We start from the raw sequence: 22,206 nt of genomic DNA on the forward strand, positions 1-22,206 counted from the left end.
GCAGCGCTCCCTGAACTCTCTAAAAGTAGCAGCCCTACAATCTAGATGGCAACTGCGTTTGAGGTGCGCTTACCCTGTTCGGTTACAGGTTTCAAATCGATATCGTCATTGGAAGCCAGCGTTTTAAATAGAGGGCGCGGGATGCCGGCCGCCATCAAAACTTCTAAATTGCGATCGAGCTTTAACCAGTCCCCATAAATACCGACAAACTGAGTTACACAAGCTAAAGATGAATCCTTGGGGTCATTCACGCCCGTGTATCTGTACTCAATATCAAAACCTGCTTTATCCCCGATTTCTTCAATATCCCAATCCACAAGATCCATATCCGTTGGTTCAACAGCTAGGGCTATATGACCGGGCGGTATGGGGTCAAGAGGTTCGCAACACCAACCAAGAGAAGAGTTCCATAGACTCTTACCAACCGATTCTCGAATTTTCATGAGTTTCCCTCACTCAAAGTAGCAGCGAAACCAGGCTTTTCCTTCACAGCGAAGGCACTTTTCACCTTTCAATGAAGAGTCTTTACATCAGAATATGCTAGAATTTTAGCATCCGCAGTTAGTAACGGACACGCACAAATCCTGGCCGTTGCGACGATGATTTGATCTGCGGGATCGCGGTGAAAACCTGTGAGTTTAGTTGACTCGACAATAATCGGAATGGTGAGATCGAGTAGCTGCACTCCGGGATAAGCCAAAGCTTGTGTTAACCACTCATCAACTGTAACGGACAAAGTAAGTCTTCCCATTTCTACTAATTTAGAAACTTCCCAGCAAGAAATGATGCTGACTCCTAAACCTTGAGATTGATATTGTTGTATCCAGTCCCGATGTTTTTGAGTCAGTCGCGGGTTATCGTCAACCCACCAAACCCATATATGAGTATCTAGTACAATCATCGTAACACTTCCCAATCTTCCAACGGAACTGCTGGTTCACAGGGGTCATCATAGCGAATGACTGTGCCTCGCAAAGGATATAGAAAAGCATTGTTCATGGTTTCATTAACTAAACTAAGATAGCTAATGAATTCTCGATATCCATCCAATTCTGTTTGTTCTTCGGAAGTTAGACTTGATGCTTGTTGTTGAGCAGTTAAAGTTTTGATTCTCTCCTGGGTTTTGATAGAAGCGCTAAATATTAAAAGTCCGTTAACTAACTCAATGCGGACAGAACCTTCGCTTGGCAAGCTGTTGGGTAAGTGAGGCAGCTTGAGGGGCAAGTTAGCAATCATGGCATTAATTGACTGTATTTGATGTGCTTTGATGTTGATTATTAAATTATACTAATTGCTGGGTGGCGTTTGACAAATATTCTACAGCATAAATTCTTTGGATGGAGCGATCGCACTTTTGGAATGAAAGGGCGATCGCCCGCGTGAGATTTAGGATGGGATAGGGGCGCGCTTTTGGACTGAAAGGGCGATCGCCCGCGTGAGATTTAAGATGGGAGAGGGGCGCACTTTGGTACTTGGGATGACCACCGCCCTGAATCTTTTACCGAGTTTTAGCGTAAGTTATAATCAAGATCGATGTGTCCGGTTAATCTCCCATGACTACACAATCTGCTTCGCGTTATGTCGCACGTCACCCTGAAATCTTGCAAGGGGAACCAATTATCGCAGGAACGAGAACTTCCGTTCGTGCGATCGTGGAATTGTGGCGTTTGGGTATTACTCCTGAAGAAATCCCGATGCACTTACCTCATCTGAAATTAGCTCAAATTTTTGACGCACTGAGCTTTTATTTGGATAACCAAGAGGAAATAAATACTTATATTGAGCGCAATCGAATTCCTGAAGAATTTATTCATCCTGCTGTGAAAGCTGCTATGAGAAAATAGTTAAATAAGCTTAATAATTAAAAAGTGAAGCTTAGATTATGTTAAAGTGTAATCAACAAGATTTTTTTTGCACTATGTCACATTGGAATCAATGTCATGTCTATTTCCCAACCTGAAAAGCCACAGTATTTAAAACCAATTAATCCCCCGGATCTTCAAATGCGGGCGATCGCCTACAGTTTAGATACTTTAATTCCAGGGCTCTACATTTGGCTGGGTGCGCTCAAAATTCGGATTGGGGGTAGCGAGCCAGAAGAAAGCTATCCGGGGACTATTCACAGTCCAATTGGCATTGCTTTAGTATTCCCTGGCTACCGCATCTACAGCACTTACCAAGGTACTTATGACCCTTGATAAGCATAAGCTTGACGGCATCACTCAAATTACTGCCAAAACTTTGCCTTCTACAGAATTTGAGTTACTTCTATTGACAGCAGGTTACGGTAAAATTGGTACGGCTCCGGCTCAGGGAAATCGGCTGAAAGTGTGGTGGACTCATCCTACTTTTAGACGCATTGAAGCTATTTATAGTGCTGATGGAATAGTTGCTATTACTGCTTATCACGTTTAGACTTGTAGGTCAAACTCAGAAGTTTTTATTGATTGATGAAAGAGCGATCGTACTTTCGGACAATAAGCGCGATCGTACTTTCTCTAACTTTACTTAACTGGCTTCCAACTATTGAGAGATTCCCGAATCGAACTTAATTGACTGAGGTACTCAATAAGCTTGGCTTTTTGATACTCAAGACGAGCCAGAATTTCCGGCGCTTCTGCTTCTTTCGTTTCCCGTTCCTTCAAGACGCGAGCGAAGTCATTCTCAAACCTTTTAATGTAATCATTGATTTGCCGTTCTGCACTTTTGAAATCAGTAGAAACTTGTCGATCGATAACTCGCTTTAGAAGTTTTCGGTTTCTAGATATCTGCTCATCTATTTTCCCATTTACTGACTCTAATGTCTGTCGTAAATCAACATCAAAAAACTCACGACTTTCCGTAATATCAACATCAGCATAATAGACTTCATCAGAGTTACAGCAACGACTCTTTTTACCTGTTTCTTCCCTTCTCCTTCCTACAACCACTGCTAATTGCACATCTTTAATACGTGCATCAATTCCGGGAAAATCAAAACTAGGAAACTGAATCGGGTTGATGTTCAGTTTCACTTCTAAAGCATCACCAAGATAATTAGATAATTCATCTGATATTTCTTGGATCTCTTCTTGAATTATTATTGCCAATTTTTTGCGAATCTTTGTTCCCTCTCGAACTAATTCATCCTGAGTATCTATCCACCAATTCTGAATGTGGGGCGCGCAAAATTTATTAATTGTTTTAACAATTTTTTCAGCTTCCTCCTTGGTTTTACACCGGATAATGTACGGATCTAATTTTTCACTTTCAACAGCCTGTTTAGAAACAGAGCTATTGAAAGTGTCAGGTACAGATTCACTCAGCTTATCCCACAAAGATACAGTTAAATTGAATGCTTGGCCTAAGCCCTTACCAAAACCAGGGAAAAATCCTAATACTAATTCTCCCATTTCTCCTATTATTTGTCCGACGCCCAATTTATCAGATGTTGCCTGGGCTAGTTGACGAATTTGTTTATTTTTTTTTGGATTTGGAGAGTTGTCTGAACGAGAGTCGGCAATCTTATCAATCTCACTTTTTATCTTGGCTTTAGCTCCCTTGGCAAATCCATCAATGCCTTGACTAAATCCTTGAATTAGTATTTGCTTTTGTTGCTTCACGGCTGTATTTACTAATTCAACTCGGTTCCTCGCATTTTCTGAGCGTTTCCTGTACTCTTCTACTTTTTGCTTGAGGGATTCAATCCCCATTTCCCAACCTTTAATTTCTGTATTCAGAGTATCCTCAATAGCCTTAGCAGCTTTATCGATTTCTGCCACCACCTCACTCAATAAATTCCAGCCAGAATTTTGCGTAATCCTTTGAATGACTGTTTCTTGAATGCTCGGGATACCGCTATCTTGCAAAGCTCTTGGTGCAATCTCGTCAGGTAAAGGAATTACTCTCCTACCTTTTTCATCTCTCTCAGCATATTTGGCACTAAAGAAATCCTCAAAATCTTTTATCTCCTTTTCAGTTGCTTTTCCTTGCTGAATCAGTTTCGCTAGAAGTCCTTGTCGAGAACTAGCAGGGTAAATAACTGGATTGCAAAAGCCAAAGCCAACTAACTCTCGCTCTAAATCTTTAATGACATCAGCAATTTCTTTGTCTCTCTCTGTTTTTTGGTCAACTTTATTCAAAATAAAGTAAATTTTTCCCGTGTTCTCAGCTATAAAATCCTTACGATTTTCAACAACATCCTTAAACAAATCGGCAACTGCATTATCTTTGTAGGAAGCGTAGTTTAAAATAAACAGAATGGCATTGCAGGTTCGCAGTGCTTCTAATGCTGTCTGCTTCAGTTCATTTATGTTGAAGTTTGCAGACTCCCACTCATTAGGGCCGGGAGTATCAACTAAGGTAAAGCCTGTGAGAGAAGATAATTGGCTAATTGCTTCAATCGGATGCTCTATCTCAAAGCGTGTAGTGTTATCAGGATTGCCTTGTTCTCGGATTTCACGGGTACGCTGCAGGAATTTTTTCTGAATTTCGCCAGCGTCACCCTCAACAAGAATGACTGGTTTTCTTTCTCCTTCTCGATACTCTAAAAGTTTAGGATTTTCGCCCGGTTTAATGTGTCGGACATCTGTACGGCAGATAGTACAGGCGGCCGTTTCACTCGCCAGCACATCAGCACCGATGATAGAATTTAAGAAGGTGCTTTTGCCAGCTTTCATTGCTGCTATGACGGCTACTTGATACTTCTGATCTTGCAAAGCCTTTAAAGCTTTGTTAATTTCATCTTCAATGCTTTGTAGCCCTTGACTTTCATCTCCCTGAATGCGGAGTCCGTCACGGAATTCTTTGAGATATTGTAAGAGGAAAGTGCCTGTACTGTCAATGCTGGTGTATGCTGCTTGAAATTCTTGAGAAGACATAAGTTAATAATCTTGATTGAATAAAATATGAGAACAGACACAAAGATAATTGCCTGAGCGTTTCCAGTCGGTTTTAACTGAGATATTGCACCATTCTCAATAAGCCTTTTACGGACGGGCAGGATGCCCATCCCACAAGAAATTCACTCTTTGTGGAACCGACGGGCAGGATGCCCATCCCACAAGAAATTCACTCTTTGTGGAACGGGCATCTTGCCCGTTATTGACAATAGTGCAAATTGAAGTCCCTGGCGCGAGTCAATATTTAGTCGTCAGAAAGAGCCTTGCTAATCCCGTAAAAAGCCAAACCTGCTAATGCACCTACGGCTATACCAACCGGGCCAGCAGCAGCACCCATACCAGCACCTCCACCAACAGCACCAATTGCCGTAAAACCAGAAGCAGCTACCACACCAGCACCCGCAGCAGCACCCGCAGCAGCGGAACCTGCGGCTTTCGCTATTTCATCACCTTTAGCCATTGAAATACCTCAGTGTAAGGGACAAAAACTAACTGTTTGACTAATGAAAGTTAACTAAACAGGTAAAATTTGAAAGATCGCGATCGCACTTTCCCGCTTTTCTAAGTATTTGCACTTAGACAATGAGTGGGTAATTTAATACTAAACTACCTATTGTTAGCATACAACTAACAAACGCTAGCAATTTCGGTTATGCTATCGTTAGCCACATCTCACCACACCCGAAAATGGCATCAAAAGAAGATTTATTTGCCGAAGCCGCGAAACACTGGGACTTAGAAAGACTTTACCAAGCTTTTGCAGAAGCTAAACGGCAAATCTCTCCCCGATCGCGCCGGGGACTCACAGAAACAGAAAAACTCTACCTGCGAGGATTGCTTTCCGGTTGCAGTCCCGCCGAAATCGCCCGCCAACTGTTTCAGAGTTCCAAAAGTGCAGAGGTTTATTTATGTAAAACTTTATACCAATATGTAAAAAAACTCGCAGATTTACCTAACGAACCTGTAGGAAATTGGCGCAATATTTGCGATCGGCTACAGGAAGCCGGATATCAAACTCAGTCTTCTCCTGAATTTAAACTAAATAATTCTATACCTACAGAAGCATTAGTAAAAATAGTTGGTATAGGTGTGATTGAGAAAAATACAATATCAATTGATATTAACATTCGATTAGAATTCCCCTCAACTTCAGAAACTCCACAAACAGAAGACTTGGATAAAAAAGACTAGATGCGCGATCGCCCTTATACCAACTAATCTCACTAAAGGACGATCGGCCTCAACCACAAATCTTACAAAAAATGCCATCTGAGAAGACCCTCAATCAAACAGTATAAATGGTATAATTATAATCGAGAGCGATTCCTTCACAGTGGAGGTTTGAAAAATGAGATTTATCAATCCCAAAACAGATTTTGCCTTTAAAAAAATCTTCGGCGACGAACAAAACAAAGACATCCTCATCAGTTTTCTCAACGCCATCCTCTATCAAGGCAATTCTGCGATCGAATCTTTAGAAATCCTCAATCCCTATCAACCCCCCAAAATTAGAGGAGTTAAAGATACTTACTTAGATATCCGAGCCAAGCTGAATAACGAGCAAACAGTCATTATCGAAATGCAGGTATTGAATGTAGAAGGCTTTGAAAAGCGGATATTGTACAATGCTGCTAAAGCTTACTCGATTCAACTCGACACGGGAGCCGATTACACGTTACTAAATCCGGTAATTGCCTTAACTATTACTGACTTTGAAATGTTCCCCAATCTCGACCAAATAATTTCTCGCTTTGTCCTGAAAGAAAGAGATTTTCTGGTAGACTACCTAATTTACGATATTGAGTTAGTATTTGTCGAATTACCTAAATTCGGCAAAAAACTAGAGGAATTAGAAACGCTCACCGATAAGTGGATATATTTCCTGAAAAATGCCAAAAGTTTAGAATTTGTACCGGAACGAATGGGAGAAGTCCAGGCAATTCAGAAAGCTTTTGAAGTGGCGAATCGCGCCGATTTAACCCGCGAAGAGTTGGAAGATTTAGAACATCAGGAAATTTACATACAAGACCAGCGGAATGCTACTATTAAAGCTGTGAAGCAGGCTGTTTCACAAGCTGTTAAGGAAAAAGCTATCGAAATTGCCAAAGGACTTCTGGATGTGTTAGATGAAGCAAGGATCGCCCAAACAACCGGATTGAGTATTGAGGAAATTCAAAAGTTGAAACAAGCAAGGTAAAAAGCGATCGACTATCAAGACTCCTTCGACACTTGCTCAAAATCTTCAGCATCCCCCGCTAAACCAGAACCCTCGCCATTCCTCAACCGTGGCGATTCCCCATTACCCGCACTCGCAGCGTAACCCCCAGAATACCTGTCATCCAAACCCGAATCCCTCAGCGAAATCGCACTTCTTTGACTCGCCGACAATCTATCTGATCGCCGATTTGTCCCAGACATCGGCGGCTTCCGAGTTAAAGTTTTCCAAGCAGCCTTCATCCCACTCACCACGCTGCGAGTAGTTACCTGCACGTTTTGCGCCTGCTTTTTGGCGCTACCAATACTTCGATCGACCTGTTTGACAACCTCGCCCGCACTTTGTACTCCCTCGCTGACATCATCCGTCAACTCGCTAATTTCCAGCCCCGTCAACCGAATCGCCTCCAAAGTGGGCGGAAATTCGCGAGAAAGCGTGTCAGCGAGCTTTTCCACGCTGCGGGCCGCCCGGGCCAGCGCTTGCACCGCAGGTATCAGAGTCACTAAAACAGCAGTCAGGCTAACTGCCACTAGCAAAATCGAAAGTCCTAACCAAAATATGGGATCACTCACTTGAATCTGGGATTGGGGGTTGAGATTTTCATGTCATTTAACGGATGGGAGGGCGCGACGGGGGACTCACTTCAGCTTCAGCTTCCGACAGTGTTTGGCGTTCCCGCTGAGTGGCTTCCAAACCTGCTGCGATCGCATCTTTAAGTCTAATCAAAGTTTCATCCCAATTTCGCATTGCAGATTCAGAGAGTCGATCGGCCTGCAATTGTACGCTACTCGATAAATCTTCGGCTAACTCCGGCAAAGCATCGGCCGATTTTTTCAATATCTGCCGCGTTTCCTTGCCCGTTCGGGGCGCCATCAGCAAGCCCGTCACGGCCCCGATCGCAGAACCCACAAGCAAACCGCCAATAAATAATCCTGAACGTTTAGTTGACATTTTTATAACTTCTCTCCATACACCAATTTTAGGGGCGTTTGCCCGATCGCAGCCCTTTACAAAGGTAGAAATATTGTTGAAAATCCTACGGAGTTAGCACGGGCGGCAATTTTAGGATAGCTTACCTCAAACGTCGATCGCGCCTGAGCCAAAGCCTCCGTCCCAAACCCAGCAATCCCAAAAGTTGCTGAACCTGTTGCAGTTGCAATTCTAGTTGTTGATAACGTAGTCGCAGTTGGCGGGTACCTTGCTGCCTTTTACCAAGGAAATCCGGCGACATACTGAGGACATTGCTACTACACCGTTCGATTGCTGCGATCCGAATTTCCAAACGTGCGATCGTCCGCCTGATTTTCCACACCTTAGCAGCTATATAAAAGCAGACCCCAGATATTAGTAGATTGATAATTACAACAGCAGTCAGCATTTATTACTTGTTTTTAAACTACTAACATATTCGGCTTTTTATGGCGGAATTCTAGCCCAATGTTGTAGGGACACAGCAGTGTTCATTAGTGTCAAATTAAGTCTGAAGCCTGAGACATCTCGCTTTGACGCGAGGCCCGATCCCCCTAAATCCCCCTTAAAAAGGGGGACTTTGAGAAGATTCTTGTCCCCCCCTTAAGAAGGGGGGCTAGGGGGGATCAGGCCTTAATCGTCAGACATAAGTCTGTGACTACATTTGACATTAAATTAACACCAACGAACATTATTGTGTCCCCATCAAGCGGGATCGAATATCAAGCCTCAGACATAGCAGGCAAACAAACCTTAGTACCGCCCAAACCGCAATAACCGTTCGGTTCTTTAGCAAGATACTGCTGGTGATAGCTTTCTGCGTAATAAAACTCAGGAGCATCAATGATTTCAGTAGTAATCTTGCCGTAACCAGCAGGCGTCAAAGCTTGCTGGTAAGCATCGCGCGAAGCTTCAGCTAGCTGTTTTTGGCTGGCTGAATACGTGTAAATGCCCGATCGATATTGAGTACCCGAATCATTACCCTGCTTCATTCCTTGAGTCGGATTATGACTTTCCCAAAAAACTTTGAGCAGCGTTTCGTAACTAACTACTTTCGGATCGAACACAACCAAAACAACTTCATTGTGTCCCGTCATCCCGCTGCAAACTTCGTTATAAGTAGGATTCGGAGTAATCCCCGCCGCGTAACCCGCAGCAGTCGAAAAAACTCCATTTTGCTGCCAAAATTTCCGTTCCGCGCCCCAAAAACAGCCCAAACCAAACACGGCAATCTCCATGCCGTTTGGAAAGGGAGGTTTGAGCGGATTGCCGTTAACAAAGTGAGTTGCCGGTACCGCTATCTGCTCTGCCCGTCCCGGCAATGCCTCTTGAGCAGAGGGCAGGCTCGACTTTTTGCCAAATCCAAATAACACCATAAATTTGTGAGGGCGATCTCTGATAAACGTCTTTACCTTACTTAATAATATCAGATATTCACTGAAAATAGTGGCACTGTTGAAGGTAGAAGGTAAAAACCAGAAGGCAGATTTTTTTTACGGAAGGTTTTTGGTGATACTGCTCACTGCCAACGCAGTTTTAAATCACATTAGGCAGTGTTCTATGTCACCAAAACATACCTAAAATATCACCTATTGTTGAGTTATAAATCACGCGGATTTTAGGCAAAATAGCCGATTATTAAAGGTATGGTGTTGTAGTAGTTATTCAATACCATCTATTGGGAGTGAGAAATGGGCGCTAAACCTTGCAGTCAACCTTTAAAATCTAATCCGTTTATTACTTACCGCGACCCAATTACAGGCAAATGGATTGTGGTAAATCAGACTTTGCCCAAAGCAGCAGAACAAGCACAGCTAGCAGCAGCTTGAGTTTTCCTATTAATTTTTGACCTAAAAATTAACCATTCTTTCAAACTTTAGGACTTACGCAAAAAGTTATTGGACGCGCTAATTATATTCGTAAGGTGCTTACGTTGCACCTACCTAAGCACCTTACTTTGAAACATTGCTCATCTCTTTTCGCAGTTCCAAATACCGATAGAGATATTCCGAAATTATCCCGTGCAAAAATAAGTCGCGCGCTGCATGAAACGGACTGTTTGGCGCTAGCGGATGGCGGTTGACAATTACATGATTCCAGTCGCAATTTCCGGTAATCTCGCTGACGTAAACTCCGAAGTTTTCATCTAACTGAAGCGACATCACTGCTCGCGCAAATTCGTCGCTAGTCAAACACAGAGAATAAAACACTTTAAACAATTCGATGGCAGATTCTAAATCGAGAATCCTCAGCCACCTCAGTCTTTCAAAATCCATTTCAACTTCCACAGGTTGAATGCTATCATAATTAATTCCCCGTTTTTTGACAACCTGCAACCAGTTGGGATTTGTCAGCATTGCCTGGTTGTAGTCCCACACAAAGTTATACAGAATTAAGTCGTGTTCCAGAAACGCATTGTCAGCTAAATCGCTAACTGTTCGCGGATAAAGTTTTGACTTTTCAATCTGGGTGTCCGGGCCGTTATCAATCAAGAAGTTGATAATGTTCGAGCCCGCGTTTATGTGCCGCACAATTAAATAACAAGCTTCGGGCGAGACAAAGTTATTTAGGAAAAATGCAGCCGATTTGTGCATTAAAGTGTAAGCGCGAAATTGAAATGGCAACAGGCGCTTTGTTGTCATAATTACCGCCAGCAAAAAGTTAGCAATAATTTTGATTGGGATGAGCAAATAACTGCGAGTCCAGTTTTGCAAATCCCGGATCATGTATGCTTTTGCCACTAAATCGACGGGAATTGACCGATCGCAAAACAGGACATCCCAAACATTCGGATCTCGGCGGTTGTAAGGTTTCGTAGCATAAGGAATTTTCCGCTCATCCGGGAGATTTTCAGTATCTTGTTTTTGCAGCTCTTGCATTAGCTAATTTCCTCCAATTGCAGCAAATATAAACGAGCAGTAACGCGGGCAGTTTTGACAATGCGGCGGGCGATATCATCCGTCATCCATTCGGCATTAATTAAATTTTCTAGTTTAGCTAAGTGCGACTCGTCATTAGCTCCGTGATAAGCTAAAAACGATACTTGTTCGTCTTGCAAACCGAGAGTTTCTTGAATTTGTTTTGCCCACTTTCCCGCCAACCGATTTCCCAATCCTTCGATTATAAACATACTACCAATTAAATCGACCGGATTTTCCCGCGATGCTTGGTGGAAGATAAAAGCTGACAGGGCTTCGCTGCCAATATTCTTATCATATTCCACAATTTTTGACAACTCTCCGCCGACAGAAACATAATTTTTTTCTAGCATTTGATAGTCGCGGTGTTCGTCTTGGGCGTGGCCGATAAAAGTCGATCGCAGGCGGAAGTCAGTCATGTTAGAAGCAGCGCGCGCAATCCAGCGAGCACCCTCGACAACTTGCGGGCGGAGATTGCACAGCAAAGCTTGATAGTCTTCTATTGTAAACTCTCCCCGGTACAATTTGCGGACAATGGGAACGGAACGAATTTCGCGATCGAACTTCAGCCAAATCCAGGCTAACTCCCGCAACAAATAAGCTTGCGGAGAGTTGGGCTGTTGCGGTTTAACACTTTCGAGAGGCGAAGCTTCGGGAACATCAACGGATTTAGAGATTTGAGAAATCATAGATTTCTTGGCATTTTCCACAACAGTTAACATCATGTAAGCTGTTGTAAAGCGGCCGCTTTCTGGGACAAAACAAAAGATTTTTTGTCCCGGCTGCAATTTGCCAGAATTGAACAATTCTTCTAACATTAAATAAATCGAGGCGCAGCCTGTGTTTCCCCTGGTGTACAAGTTGGTAAACCATTTTTCTTCAGGAATCATGCAGCCTGCTTGTTCGAGAAGTTCCACAATTTGTCCCCGGAAAAAATGAGAGGAATAGTGGCACAACAGCCAGTCGATTTCCTGCGGAAAAACTTTTCCGGCTTTAATCAATCTCAGCCAACCTTCAACGCCTAATTGCATTACATTGTCGAGCAAGCGAATATTTTGCCGCAAGTCAAAAGCTCCCGCTGCGGCTGCATCGAGGTAGGAAGAATAATCTAACCAGCTTTTGGTTGCTGTGGGGCTGGCTAATCCTGAATACATACAAACTGGATAGGCGTTGGCGTGGGAAATTAATTCAATCCATTCTATTTTTAAGCTAATTGCTGTCGCATTGGGATGGTTTTGCAGCAAAAATGCTCCGGCACCGTCTGATAGCATCCAGCGCAGAAATTCTGTATCGAAAGGTAGGGGTTTTCCGGCTTTTACTGATGTTTCTGCTTCAAATTTGGTGTTTTTGAACAGGCGCGAGGGAAATTCGGAGGCGACGGCGATTGCTGTTTGTTTTTTGCCTAGTTCGAGTTGAGATGCGGCGTAGTTTAAGGCGGTAATTCCGGCACAGCAAACTCCTTGAGTGGAAACTATTTCTAGGGGAGATAATTCGGAAAGTTCGCCGTGTACTGTGCTGGCAAATCCTGGTACTAATAAGTCTGGTAAGGTGGTGGCGCAGGCTAGTAAGTCGATCGCCCCTGGTTCCAAATTTGACTGAGAAATCGCATCCCGGACGGCAAACGCTGCCATTTGGCTGTTAGAATATAGTGTTTGCTGCTGTTTGTCGATCGCGTAATAGCGCTGTTTAATCCCGTTGCTGTTGAGAATTCGCTGTCTGACTCGCGAAGGGCGATCGGCAATTTTGCCCAAATACTCCTCCATCTCATCATTATTAATTGGTTTTCCGGGCAAAAATTTTCCAATCCGATTGATATAAGCACTGTACATACTGTCAACCTCTAAAATTGCTAATTTACTTTGTTAAATCAAGCCCGAAAATATCTAAAATTAATGGTGCTTTGGGAAGCAGCGAACTTGCAAGGATCAACCAGTTATATTGTAGAGTTGGGCGAAATCAGACAAGTTGAGCAACAGTAGCAAGAAGTAATGTGAAGCGGGGTGAAGTTTTTTGTAAAATTGAGCCAATATGTAACTAAAGTTCCTTCGCTGCTTCCCGACTGAAATGGATATTGCTTCACTAGATGCTTGGTATTCTCAATCACAGCGCCGCGCGGCTGTTTCGCTGTTGATGAAACGAGTAGGCGTAACTCGCACTAGGGCTGAATGCTTTGTAAGGCTTTGGGTTTACTTATCAGTGAAACAGCTTCAGGAAAGCCAGCCCCGCCTCAAACCGCCGCTGGCTAAACTGGAATTGCTAGCAACCGAGGTGCACTGCACTCATCGGGAAGCAGCAGAACTATTTTACTCCGATTCCGATCGCGGGAGCGATCGCGCCGCCGGCATGATGTTAGACAAATTAGCAGCACTGGGATTGATCGCAAAACACTTTGACGGTAACGCTACAGCAATTCAAATTCAACCAGTTTCCGAAATTTTAGATCCCGCGCCGCCGGAAAATTCAGTCAAACTCAAATTAGATAATTTTAATCCTCGGTGCGATGCAATTCCCGTTGCAAATTTACTAGCAACCAATTACAACTGGATGAATCGCAGCACTAACGCAGTTCCCTACCAAATTGCTAAAATTCTCCGGATTTTGGCCGGCCAATATTCAAAAGGAATGGCTGTTTTGCGCCGCTGCGACAACCTGAATCCTGTCGGCTTTTACTTACTTTATCCCACCGCAGCCGAATCGGAAGTTAATTTTTTTAACGCACCCAGTAAAAGCCTGCATTTAAGTTCGGTTTCTGCTGAGATCGATCCTTTTACAATGGCACTTCCTGGAGATGAAAATTGCCAGTCAGTATTTGTCCGCAGTTGGATGATAGATCCGCAATATTTAGAAGAATACCGCGTTATTTTTCTCGAACACATCCAGCAAGTTTTGGTCGAAATGAAACAAGATTTTCCCAATCTTTGCGATTTGCACACGCTAATGATTCACCCGATGTACGAAAAAATGAGCTTGGCTTTGGGGTTTCAAAAGACTAATAGTGATTCTCAGCTATCTCTTTACTGGATGTATTTAGCGTTGGATAGATTTTTAGCGCTGGATATTAAGGAAGCGCTCAAAAATTTGTGAATAAGTCAGAAAGAAACCCCGTTTGAGTCGGCGGTTGAAACCGCCCCTACACAAACAATGTCCGGATGGTGCGCGGACTCAAGAAGATCACGTAATTTCAACCGCCGAGCCTTCAACCCCTCTGAGCTCGGGTTTTGTTCGTATAGACGCGGTTTCAACCGCCCGGTCTTCAACCGCCCGGTCTTCTGAACCAGGTTTACAAAACCTCGCGACCGAGATAAGATTGCAGCACTTCCGGCACTTTTACCCTCCCATCGGGTTGCTGGTAATTCTCCAAAATAGCTGCCATTGTCCGGCCAATAGCTAAACCGGAACCGTTAAGCGCGTGCACAAATTGAGTACCTTTTTTCCCCGCTTCTTTAAAGCGAATATTCGCCCGCCGCGCTTGAAAATCTGCGACATTGGAACAACTGGAAATCTCGCGGTATTTGCCTGCAGATGGCAGCCACACCTCTAAATCGTAGGTTTTTGCTGCCGCGAAACCTAAGTCGCCGGTACACAGTGCGATCGCCCGATAAGGCAATTTCAGCGCCTGCAAAACTCCCTCAGCATCCTGCACAAGCTTTTCGTGTTCAGCCTCGGAGGTACTCGGATGCACCAGTTTCACCAATTCCACCTTATTAAATTGGTGCAACCGAATTAATCCCCGCGTATCTTTGCCGTAACTTCCCGCTTCCCGGCGAAAGCAAGGAGTAAAAGAACAGTGATAAATCGGCAACTGTTCTGCTGTCAATATTTCACCTCGATACAAATTGACAACCGGAACTTCGGAAGTAGGAATTAACCACAAATCGTCTTGATCGCACTTAAAACTTTCTTCAGCAAATTTTGGCAATTGCCCGGTAGCTGTGAGGGATTCAGTGTTAACTAAAAGTGGGGGAATCACTTCTATATAACCAGCTTTGGTGTGGCGGTCAAGCATGAATTGAATAATCGCTCTTTCCAGGGCTGCACCAGCTCCAATTAAGGTGACAAATCGGGGCCCAGCGATTTTTACTGCCCGTTCAAAGTTGAGAATTCCTAATTTTTCGCCGATTTCCCAGTGCGGCAAAATATCGGGATTTTGGGGAATGTATTCGTCTCCCCAGCGCCGGATTTCGACGTTCTCATCTTCATTTTTGCCCAAGGGCGTTGAGGATCCCGGCAAGTTGGGAAGTGGCAGCAATAATGCTTCTATTTGAGCTTTTAAGTCTTTTTCCTCTGCTTGCAATTCGTTCGACTGCGTGCCGACTGCGTTGCCTTCTGCTTGCAAAGTCTGAATTTCGGGAGATTCGAGGGGTAAACCCGATTTTCTTTTTTGGCCGATGAGTTTGGCTATTTCGTTGCTGCGGGCTTGCAGTTGCGATCGCTTGCCTTCCAACTCCCGCTGCTGTTTGTCTAGTTGGACGATCGGCTCGATTTCGTGGTTGCCTCCGCGAGTGTTGAGGCTTTCTTGTACGGCTTGCGGGTTTTCTCGGATTAATTTGAGGTCTAGCACAGATTTATTCTAAATCTTAAATTTTAGATCGGCTGGGACAGAACGAGATGATATAGAAGCTTTGTTAATCATTGGAATCTTGAATCATAATTTATTCTGACTTAAAATCTTCGTTGGGTGTCACCCCTGAAGGGTGACACCCCACAAATGTATGTTATAGTTGCAAATATTAGTAGATGCACCCTGATAATTTTCTACCCCAGCCAGCGATGGCTGGGGTTTTTTGTTGTGGAGTGAACTTGAAGCCCTGGATACACGATCGGTCTAAAAAACCCGGTTTATCGCGATTATCGTCTCAAACGAGGCAATTACGTTAATAAACTGGGTTTTTGCGTCCAGGGCTCGGTTACCAAAAAATTGGGTCTAAAGCCCCGTCCTTATAGGACGGCTTTAATTACAAGAAGTGTGAAGACTTGTTAAATATACAGGCTTATAGGTAAAAGTTTTAGCAAAAGCGATAAACTCTTCCAATGATAGTTTTAGAGTTTAAGTTGAAGGGCAAAACGGAGCAATATCGAATCATCGACGACATGATTCGGACGGCTCAATTTGTCAGAAACAAAACTCTTAGACATTGGATAGACAATCAAGGAATTAAGTTAGTAGACCTGTACAAACAATGCGCCGTTGTGGCGAAAGAATTTGAATGGGCGGGCAAACTTAACTCAATGGCGCGTCAAGCTTCGGCTGAACGTGCCATTTTTGCTATTCAACGTTTCTTCGCTAATTGTAAAGCCAAAAAGCCAGGGAAAAAAGGATATCCGCAATTCAAGAAACACAGTCGCTCTGTAGAGTACAAGACATCAGGATGGAAGCTTTCTGCCGACAAAAGATGCCTGAGTTTCACCGATGGCTTTGCCGCTGGATCATTTAGATTGCTCGGCAGTAGAGATTTGCATTTCTCGGCGCCCGATGAGATTAAGCGAATCAGGGTAGTTCGTCGTGCTGACGGCTATTATGCCCAATTCTGCATCAACGTTGAACGAAAAGAGGAACCCGTTTCTACTGGTAAAATGATTGGCATAGATGTTGGATTAAACCACTTCTACACGAATAGTGACGGCGAAACAGTTCCCAATCCTCGGTGTCTCCGCAAAAGCGAAAAAGCTTTAAAGAGATTGCAGAAGCGAGTTTCTCGGAAAAAGAAAGGCTCCCAAAGCCGGAAAAAGGCAATCAACAAGTTAGGAAGAAAGCACCTAAAGGTTAGTCGGCAGCGTAAAGACTTCGCCATTAAGACGGCGTTGTGCGTAGTAAAGTCTAACGATTTTGTAGCCTACGAAGACCTTCAAGTGCGTAACATGGTTAAGAATCATAAACTCGCTAAGTCGATTAGTGATGCTGCGTGGTCACAGTTTGCTCAATGGTTGGAGTATTTTGGAAAAGTGTACAGCAAAACAGTTATTGCAGTTCCGCCACAATACACATCTCAAAAGTGTTCAAACTGTGGTGATATTGTTAAGAAAACTTTATCAACCCGAACGCATATTTGCGGTTGCGGAACGATATTAGATCGCGATCACAATGCCGCGTTAAACATTCTAGCTAAAGGCTTGAAAGCTCATACAGGAATTGATTTAAATACGGTGGGGCACACCGGAATTCACGCTAGGGGACAGACTGATCTCTACTCGCTGGTGGTGACATCAACGAGCAAATCAACTGGATGATCCAAGAATCCTCGCGCCTTTAGGCCGGGGAGTGTCAATAAAATATCTTTCCGGTTAAAAGTTAAAGCCAGTGCGGAGCAACCAAACCCATTGAGTGTCGTTGCGGCTGTCATTCTCAGGATTAACAACGGCCCAAACACCAGGGGTGATGGAAATGTTGTCGTTGACCTGAAAGCGATACAACGCTTCAATGTGATAGGAAGTATCTCGCTCGCGGCGCACATTACTGCTCGTCATATTTGTACCCGTCTCATCGGCAATCCTGCCCAAGTTGCCGAATTCCAAACGGGTTCTCAGCAGATCGCGACCGGTGAAGCTGGTTTCAAAATTTAATCGGCCGCGGTTGGCAATAATAGTGTTGGTGCGATCGCGCGAATCCCCAACACTGTTACCGGAGGTATCTGTTACCACCACGATAATTTCCGCATTCAGCTTCGTTGTAGTCGAGAACTGATTCGCTTCTAGTTCGGCTGTGCGTGCATCGAGAGCATCGACTCGACCCCGCAACACTGATAATTCTGTTGCAAATTCTGCTGGCAGCTTTTGGACGATCGCTAAATCTTCCCCAGTAATCAGGTTGGTTGTTCCTGTGGTAATTAGTTCGCTGAGTCGATCGAGACAGCTATTCAATCCTGCTGCAAATTCGTACCGCCCCGTCGCGCGGTTTCCTCTATAAGTGCCGTCGGGATAACCGGCAATGCAGCCGTAGCGTTCTACTAGAGATTGCAGCGCCTGAAACGCCCAGTCAGTTGGTTTTACATCCGAGAGTTGAGAGACAGAATTCACTTGCGCGAAGGGGTCTTCTGCCAAGGTATTTAACGGTTCAGGAGCAACTAATTTATCAATTGGTGCAGCAAAAGTTGGGGATGATGTTAGTAGAAATACAGCAGGTTAACCCAGGATAAAAGCAGTAATCAGGTGATAAAAATGCTGGATCTGCATAAGAAAAAGCTCCGCATCAGGAACCGAGACACCGAATTAGTAATACCTTTACGCTGCGCTTGAACCTGTGCGAACTTTGTCAATCGTCACTGCGATAATTATCACCAAACCTTTGACAACTAACTGCCAGAAGAAAGACACGTTCATGAGAGTTAGTCCATTATTGAGCAGGGCAATAATTAAAGCCCCCAGCAAAGTACCCCAAATAGTACCAATTCCACCTGTGAAGCTCGTTCCTCCCAAAATTACAGCAGCGATCGCATCTAATTCGTAGCCCTGCCCCAACATCCCCGTCGCACTGTAGAGGCGCGAGGCGCTCATAATTCCACCTAAACCAGAAAGCAACCCACTCACACCATAGACAAATAACAGCACGCGACTCACCTTAATACCTGTCAATCGTGCTGCCCGAATGTTGCCTCCCACGGCATAAATATGCCTCCCTAGAACAGTCCGCCGCAAGACAAACCAACTCGCTAAAACTGCCAGAAAAGCGATAATAACTAACCAGGGAATAGGGCCAACATAGCTGTTACCTATCCAAGCGAAAGTGAGATTTCTATTGATAACTGTAGTGCCGTTAGCTACTAAATAAGCCACTCCCCGCAAAGCAGTGTAAGAACCCAGGGTTACGATGAACGGAGGCAAACCTAAATAAGCAATTAGCGAGCCGTTAAGTAATCCTAAAAATACTCCGGCTATTAACGCAGCCGGTACGGCAAACCAACCGAGGCCTGGAACTAAGGAAACCAGCACCCCGACAACTGCTGTCACGCCCAAAATTGACCCGACTGAAAGGTCAATTCCGCCTGTCAAAATCACAAAAGTCATGCCAGTAGCAAGCACAATATTGATCGATGCTTGCCGGATGACATTGATCAAATTTCCTACTGAAAGAAAGTTGGGCGTTACCAAGGAAAAAATTATACAGATCCCAACCAAAATTGGTAAGATACCGGCAACCTGAATAAAATTTCTCCAAGCTTGAGCTTTACTTGCTTTCTGCCGATCGCTCCCTGAATTTCTGCTGGTTTTTGTTTCCGTTTGACTCATGATTTTACTACCTCTTTTGCACCAGTGGCATAAGCCATAATGTTTTCTTGCGTAATCTTTTCCCCAGTCGAGCCACCTACTTCACCGACGAGGCTTCCTGCTCGCATCACTAAGACGCGATCGCTCATTCCCACAATTTCCGGCAGTTCGCTGGAAATCATCAAAATAGCTACACCTTTGGCTGCCAAATCGCTAATAATTCGATAAATTTCGCTTTTTGCGCCAATATCCACACCCCGCGTCGGTTCATCTAGCAAAAGTACCTTGGGGTTGATAGCCAACCAACGCGCTAGCAGCAACTTCTGCTGATTTCCTCCAGAAAGATCCATTGCCCTGATGCTCGGACTTGCAAGGCGAATCTGCAAATTATTAATAGCATCATTGACAATTTTCAACAGAAAATTTGAGTTGATAATGCCAGCTTTTGCTTCTCGATCGAGGACATTCATGGTGATATTTTCCCCCGAAGTTGCCTCCAAAAATAGTCCAAGAGCCTTGCGATCTTCGGGTACGTAAGCAATTCCGGCGGCCATTGCTTCATTGGGTGTCGAGACATTGAGATGACGATTTTCGAGTTTTATTTCACCGCTTGTCTTTCGATCTGCACCAAAAATCAGGCGGGCAAGTTCTGTTCTGCCAGCGCCAACTAAACCCGCTAAACCCAGAATTTCGCCCGCATGAAGTTGAAAAGTGGCAGGCTTTACTTTGTGGCCGTCGCTTAAATTTGTTACCTCAAGAACAACAGCACCCGGTGTTATTTGATGCTTGTTTTCGTACAAATCCTGTAAAGAACGACCCACCATCATTTCCACTAAGCGATTGGCAGAAATTTCGTGCTTTTCAAGAGAGCCAATATACCCGCCATCTCGGATGACGCTCACGCGATCGGCAAGAGCATAAATCTCTTCCATCCGGTGGCTGATGTAAATAATAGCAATGCCCTCATTCCGCAAGCGTCGAACCACTTCAAAAAGCTTATCTGTTTCGCGGTCTGAAAGCGCTGCCGTCGGCTCGTCCATTACTAAAATTCGGCTTTTATCTTTGAGCGCTCTAGCTATTTCCACTTGCTGCTGTTCGGCAATTGAAAGTGTGGAAACCAGGTCTCCAGCATCAAAACTTGCATCGAGGTTTTTTAATACCTCAGCGGCCCTACGTCGCATTTCATCTTGGTCTAGAAATGTACCTCCTTTCTTCAGCTCGCTGCCCATAAAAATGTTTTCAGCAACTGTCAGATTGTGGGCGAGATTGAGTTCTTGATAAATAATCGCTATCCCTAAATTTCTGGCTTGACCTGGGTCTGTCATCTTAACAGCTTGACCGTCAATTCTGATTTCGCCTGAATCAGCTATGTAAGCTCCCGCCAGAATTTTCATCAGCGTACTTTTGCCCGCACCGTTTTCCCCCATGAGGGCGTGGACTTCGCCTGGGTAAATGGTGATATTTACATCGTGCAAGGCTGTAAAACCGTGAAAGGTTTTTGTAATACCTTGCATTTCGAGGACGGGCTTAGTTTTAATTGAATCTTGAGTGCTATTTACCATCGTAAATACCTTAAGGAAATCTGCTTGACTATTAAACTTATATCCCCCTTTTAAAGAGGGGGAGAAGATGCTTTTCAAAGTCCCCATTTTTAAGGGGAATCTAGACTCGGGTAAAAACGGGATTCCTCCAAGGTTTTAGTCTTAACTTGACACGAAGAAGGTCACTCGCTTGTCCAGCCTTTATGTTGATTGACGTTTTCGCGAGTAATCAGCGCGACTGGAATCAGAATGTTTGGATTGGCTGGCTTTTTGCCTTTCCGAATGTCGTTGCCGACTTCAACTGCCTTGGCTGCCATGCGAAAGGGATCTTGAGCTGCTGTAGCCACAAATAGACTGTTGTTCTGCTTGAGCGCATCTAAAGCTTCAGGTGCACCATCAACTCCAACAATAAAGAATTCGCTCCTTTGTGCTTGTTTGGCTGCTAGTTCTGCACCAATAGCACAGGGGTCATTAATTGCAAAAACAGCATCAATTTTTGGGAAGGAAGTAAGCAAATCGCTCATCACTCTTAACCCGCCATCGCGGCTGCCTTCAGCGTTCTGATCTTTGGAAAGAACCTTGAGATCGGGATATTTGGAGAAGACACTCTGGCAGCCCTGAACTCGCTCGACCACTGAAGCGACGGGAGGCCCGTTGATAATCACAACGCTGCCTTTTCCTTTCAAGCGATCGACTATATATTGACAGCTTACTTCGCCAGCTTGCACGTTATTTGAAGTAACTGTGGCATCAACGCCTCCCTCGGCGGCGGTATCAACTGCAATTATCGGAATTCCGGCTTGCTTGGCTTTTTCGACAGCGGGTGCAATGCCTTTAGTGTCCGCAGCATTGAGTATAATAATGCTGACATTAGAGGCAATAAAGTTTTCGATTTGATTAAATTGCTGATTTAAATCGTCGCCGCTGGAAACGAGAGTTGTCCTCACGTTTGCACCGCCGAGTTTCTTGGCTTCGGCCTCAGCGCCCTTGCCGACTTGTACGAAGAATGGATTGCCGAGGTCGCGGACTGCTACAGCAACTGATGAAAGTTCGGAGTTGCTTGGTTGTGTGCCGTTTTGAGCGTTCCGGGAAGCTGCTGTGCAACTTGCCAGAGTGCTGCTGAGTAGACTAAAAAGACTGAGTGCTATCGTTACTCGTTTCACCTCAAACTCCCATGAAGGCCCGTTTGGAGAGAGTCGTTCGTAAATATGACGTTGCCAACCTAACATTAGCTTTGTTAGGTTTAAGCTCGAATACCTAATGTTTTAGGTAGCAGGCTTTTCTTTGTACATGATTGTACGATATCTTGTTTCTTTTCTGCTCGTAAAACTTTCTCGCTGGTTTCGTTAAACTACTTTTGCAAAAATAAAAAATACGAAGAGCCAGTATCCATTCTTCTTGTCAAAAAAATCAAGTATCGTTGATTTTTTTTAATGCTTTATGAGCATTAATTCTTTTACGTTTTGAGAAAAATTTAAGAG

24 protein-coding genes are annotated in these 22,206 nt (G+C 44.2%); 8 read left to right on the forward strand and 16 right to left on the reverse strand.

The genetic code is table 11. The annotated features are described in order from the left end of the window. Positions 1 to 41: 41 nt before the first annotated feature. The 3 genes from QUA44_RS11645 to QUA44_RS11655 all read right to left on the reverse strand — a co-directional run bounded on the left by QUA44_RS11645 (position 42) and on the right by QUA44_RS11655 (position 1,236). On the reverse strand, positions 42 to 443 hold the full coding sequence (locus QUA44_RS11645; RefSeq protein WP_333250860.1) for a hypothetical protein: 402 nt from the start codon (positions 441 to 443) through the stop codon (positions 42 to 44). Positions 444 to 511: 68 nt separating this feature from the next. After that, positions 512 to 901 (reverse strand): type II toxin-antitoxin system VapC family toxin, encoded by a 390-nt coding sequence (locus tag QUA44_RS11650; protein ID WP_106146429.1) that lies wholly within the window; start codon positions 899 to 901, stop codon positions 512 to 514. Next, a complete protein-coding gene (locus QUA44_RS11655; RefSeq protein ID WP_333250862.1) occupies positions 898 to 1,236 on the reverse strand; it encodes a hypothetical protein in 339 nt (112 codons plus the stop codon). Before QUA44_RS11655 ends, QUA44_RS11650 begins: the two co-directional genes overlap by 4 nt. Before the next feature lie 317 nt (positions 1,237 to 1,553). On the opposite strand from QUA44_RS11655, the gene QUA44_RS11660 reads away from it, so the two are divergent. From QUA44_RS11660 to QUA44_RS11670, 3 genes are all read left to right on the forward strand, one after another. Further along, complete coding sequence (locus QUA44_RS11660) at positions 1,554 to 1,844, forward strand: DUF433 domain-containing protein (RefSeq protein WP_106146433.1); 291 nt, start codon at positions 1,554 to 1,556, stop codon at positions 1,842 to 1,844. Positions 1,845 to 1,940: 96 nt separating this feature from the next. Continuing rightward, positions 1,941 to 2,198 (forward strand): hypothetical protein, encoded by a 258-nt coding sequence (locus QUA44_RS11665; protein WP_106146435.1) that lies wholly within the window; start codon positions 1,941 to 1,943, stop codon positions 2,196 to 2,198. Then, a complete protein-coding gene (locus QUA44_RS11670; protein ID WP_293185432.1) occupies positions 2,188 to 2,415 on the forward strand; it encodes a hypothetical protein in 228 nt (75 codons plus the stop codon). Before QUA44_RS11665 ends, QUA44_RS11670 begins: the two co-directional genes overlap by 11 nt. A gap of 89 nt (positions 2,416 to 2,504) precedes the next feature. Here the strand turns inward: QUA44_RS11670 and QUA44_RS11675 are convergent, their stop codons facing one another. Together QUA44_RS11675 and QUA44_RS11680 are read right to left on the reverse strand one after the other, a co-directional pair. Next, positions 2,505 to 4,859 carry a dynamin family protein gene (locus tag QUA44_RS11675; RefSeq protein ID WP_333250866.1) on the reverse strand — a complete coding sequence of 785 codons (2,355 nt, stop codon included), beginning with the start codon at positions 4,857 to 4,859 and terminating at the stop codon, positions 2,505 to 2,507. A 265-nt stretch (positions 4,860 to 5,124) separates the two neighbouring features. Further along, a complete protein-coding gene (locus QUA44_RS11680; protein WP_015174146.1) occupies positions 5,125 to 5,340 on the reverse strand; it encodes a hypothetical protein in 216 nt (71 codons plus the stop codon). A gap of 227 nt (positions 5,341 to 5,567) precedes the next feature. Between QUA44_RS11680 and QUA44_RS11685 the strand changes: the two genes are divergently transcribed. After that, positions 5,568 to 6,071, forward strand: a complete 504-nt coding sequence (locus QUA44_RS11685) for a DNA-binding response regulator (protein WP_333250868.1) — start codon at positions 5,568 to 5,570, stop codon at positions 6,069 to 6,071. A gap of 157 nt (positions 6,072 to 6,228) precedes the next feature. Then, positions 6,229 to 7,077, forward strand: a complete 849-nt coding sequence (locus QUA44_RS11690; protein WP_333250870.1) for an Rpn family recombination-promoting nuclease/putative transposase — start codon at positions 6,229 to 6,231, stop codon at positions 7,075 to 7,077. A 14-nt stretch (positions 7,078 to 7,091) separates the two neighbouring features. Here QUA44_RS11690 and QUA44_RS11695 read toward each other — a convergent pair whose 3' ends face one another. From QUA44_RS11695 to msrA, 4 genes are all read right to left on the reverse strand, one after another. Next, a complete protein-coding gene (locus QUA44_RS11695; RefSeq protein ID WP_333250872.1) occupies positions 7,092 to 7,667 on the reverse strand; it encodes a DUF948 domain-containing protein in 576 nt (191 codons plus the stop codon). 37 nt (positions 7,668 to 7,704) lie between these two features. Further along, positions 7,705 to 8,046, reverse strand: a complete 342-nt coding sequence (locus QUA44_RS11700; protein WP_333250874.1) for a YtxH domain-containing protein — start codon at positions 8,044 to 8,046, stop codon at positions 7,705 to 7,707. Positions 8,047 to 8,167: 121 nt separating this feature from the next. Then, positions 8,168 to 8,473, reverse strand: coding sequence for a hypothetical protein (locus QUA44_RS11705; RefSeq protein WP_333250876.1), 306 nt, complete (start codon positions 8,471 to 8,473; stop codon positions 8,168 to 8,170). 313 nt (positions 8,474 to 8,786) lie between these two features. Continuing rightward, positions 8,787 to 9,440 (reverse strand): peptide-methionine (S)-S-oxide reductase MsrA, encoded by a 654-nt coding sequence (msrA, locus tag QUA44_RS11710; RefSeq protein ID WP_333250878.1) that lies wholly within the window; start codon positions 9,438 to 9,440, stop codon positions 8,787 to 8,789. 315 nt (positions 9,441 to 9,755) lie between these two features. Here msrA and QUA44_RS11715 point away from each other — a divergent pair, with 315 nt between their 5' ends. Further along, the gene (locus QUA44_RS11715; protein ID WP_265236679.1) at positions 9,756 to 9,893 is read left to right on the forward strand and encodes a hypothetical protein; all 138 of its coding nucleotides are present in this window, start codon (positions 9,756 to 9,758) and stop codon (positions 9,891 to 9,893) included. A gap of 123 nt (positions 9,894 to 10,016) precedes the next feature. On the opposite strand, the gene QUA44_RS11720 is transcribed toward QUA44_RS11715, so the two are convergent. Continuing rightward, a complete protein-coding gene (locus QUA44_RS11720) occupies positions 10,017 to 10,943 on the reverse strand; it encodes a DUF6999 family protein (protein WP_333250881.1) in 927 nt (308 codons plus the stop codon). Then, complete coding sequence (locus QUA44_RS11725; RefSeq protein WP_333250883.1) at positions 10,943 to 12,811, reverse strand: 3-oxoacyl-[acyl-carrier-protein] synthase III C-terminal domain-containing protein; 1,869 nt, start codon at positions 12,809 to 12,811, stop codon at positions 10,943 to 10,945. Before QUA44_RS11725 ends, QUA44_RS11720 begins: the two co-directional genes overlap by 1 nt. Positions 12,812 to 13,046: 235 nt before the next feature. Between QUA44_RS11725 and QUA44_RS11730 the strand changes: the two genes are divergently transcribed. Beyond that, positions 13,047 to 14,066 (forward strand): hypothetical protein, encoded by a 1,020-nt coding sequence (locus tag QUA44_RS11730; protein WP_333250886.1) that lies wholly within the window; start codon positions 13,047 to 13,049, stop codon positions 14,064 to 14,066. Between the two features lie 196 nt (positions 14,067 to 14,262). On the opposite strand, the gene serS is transcribed toward QUA44_RS11730, so the two are convergent. Next, positions 14,263 to 15,543, reverse strand: a complete 1,281-nt coding sequence (gene serS, locus QUA44_RS11735) for a serine--tRNA ligase (protein ID WP_333250889.1) — start codon at positions 15,541 to 15,543, stop codon at positions 14,263 to 14,265. Positions 15,544 to 16,013: 470 nt separating this feature from the next. Here serS and QUA44_RS11740 point away from each other — a divergent pair, with 470 nt between their 5' ends. Beyond that, a complete protein-coding gene (locus QUA44_RS11740) occupies positions 16,014 to 17,210 on the forward strand; it encodes a transposase (RefSeq protein WP_333250891.1) in 1,197 nt (398 codons plus the stop codon). Positions 17,211 to 17,264: 54 nt separating this feature from the next. Here QUA44_RS11740 and QUA44_RS11745 read toward each other — a convergent pair whose 3' ends face one another. The 4 genes from QUA44_RS11745 to QUA44_RS11760 all read right to left on the reverse strand — a co-directional run bounded on the left by QUA44_RS11745 (position 17,265) and on the right by QUA44_RS11760 (position 21,954). After that, entirely contained in the window at positions 17,265 to 18,056 is a 792-nt protein-coding gene (locus tag QUA44_RS11745; RefSeq protein ID WP_333251104.1) for an iron uptake porin, read from the reverse strand. A 144-nt stretch (positions 18,057 to 18,200) separates the two neighbouring features. Continuing rightward, on the reverse strand, positions 18,201 to 19,205 hold the full coding sequence (locus tag QUA44_RS11750) for an ABC transporter permease subunit (RefSeq protein ID WP_333250893.1): 1,005 nt from the start codon (positions 19,203 to 19,205) through the stop codon (positions 18,201 to 18,203). After that, a complete protein-coding gene (locus QUA44_RS11755; RefSeq protein WP_333250896.1) occupies positions 19,202 to 20,746 on the reverse strand; it encodes a sugar ABC transporter ATP-binding protein in 1,545 nt (514 codons plus the stop codon). The genes QUA44_RS11750 and QUA44_RS11755 overlap by 4 nt, the downstream gene beginning before the upstream one ends. Positions 20,747 to 20,907: 161 nt before the next feature. Continuing rightward, the gene (locus QUA44_RS11760) at positions 20,908 to 21,954 is read right to left on the reverse strand and encodes an ABC transporter substrate-binding protein (RefSeq protein WP_333250897.1); all 1,047 of its coding nucleotides are present in this window, start codon (positions 21,952 to 21,954) and stop codon (positions 20,908 to 20,910) included. Positions 21,955 to 22,206: the final 252 nt, after the last annotated feature.

This window comes from Microcoleus sp. N9_A2 (assembly GCF_036701775.1).
In the GTDB taxonomy this organism is placed as follows: Bacteria; Cyanobacteriota; Cyanobacteriia; order Cyanobacteriales; family Microcoleaceae; genus Microcoleus.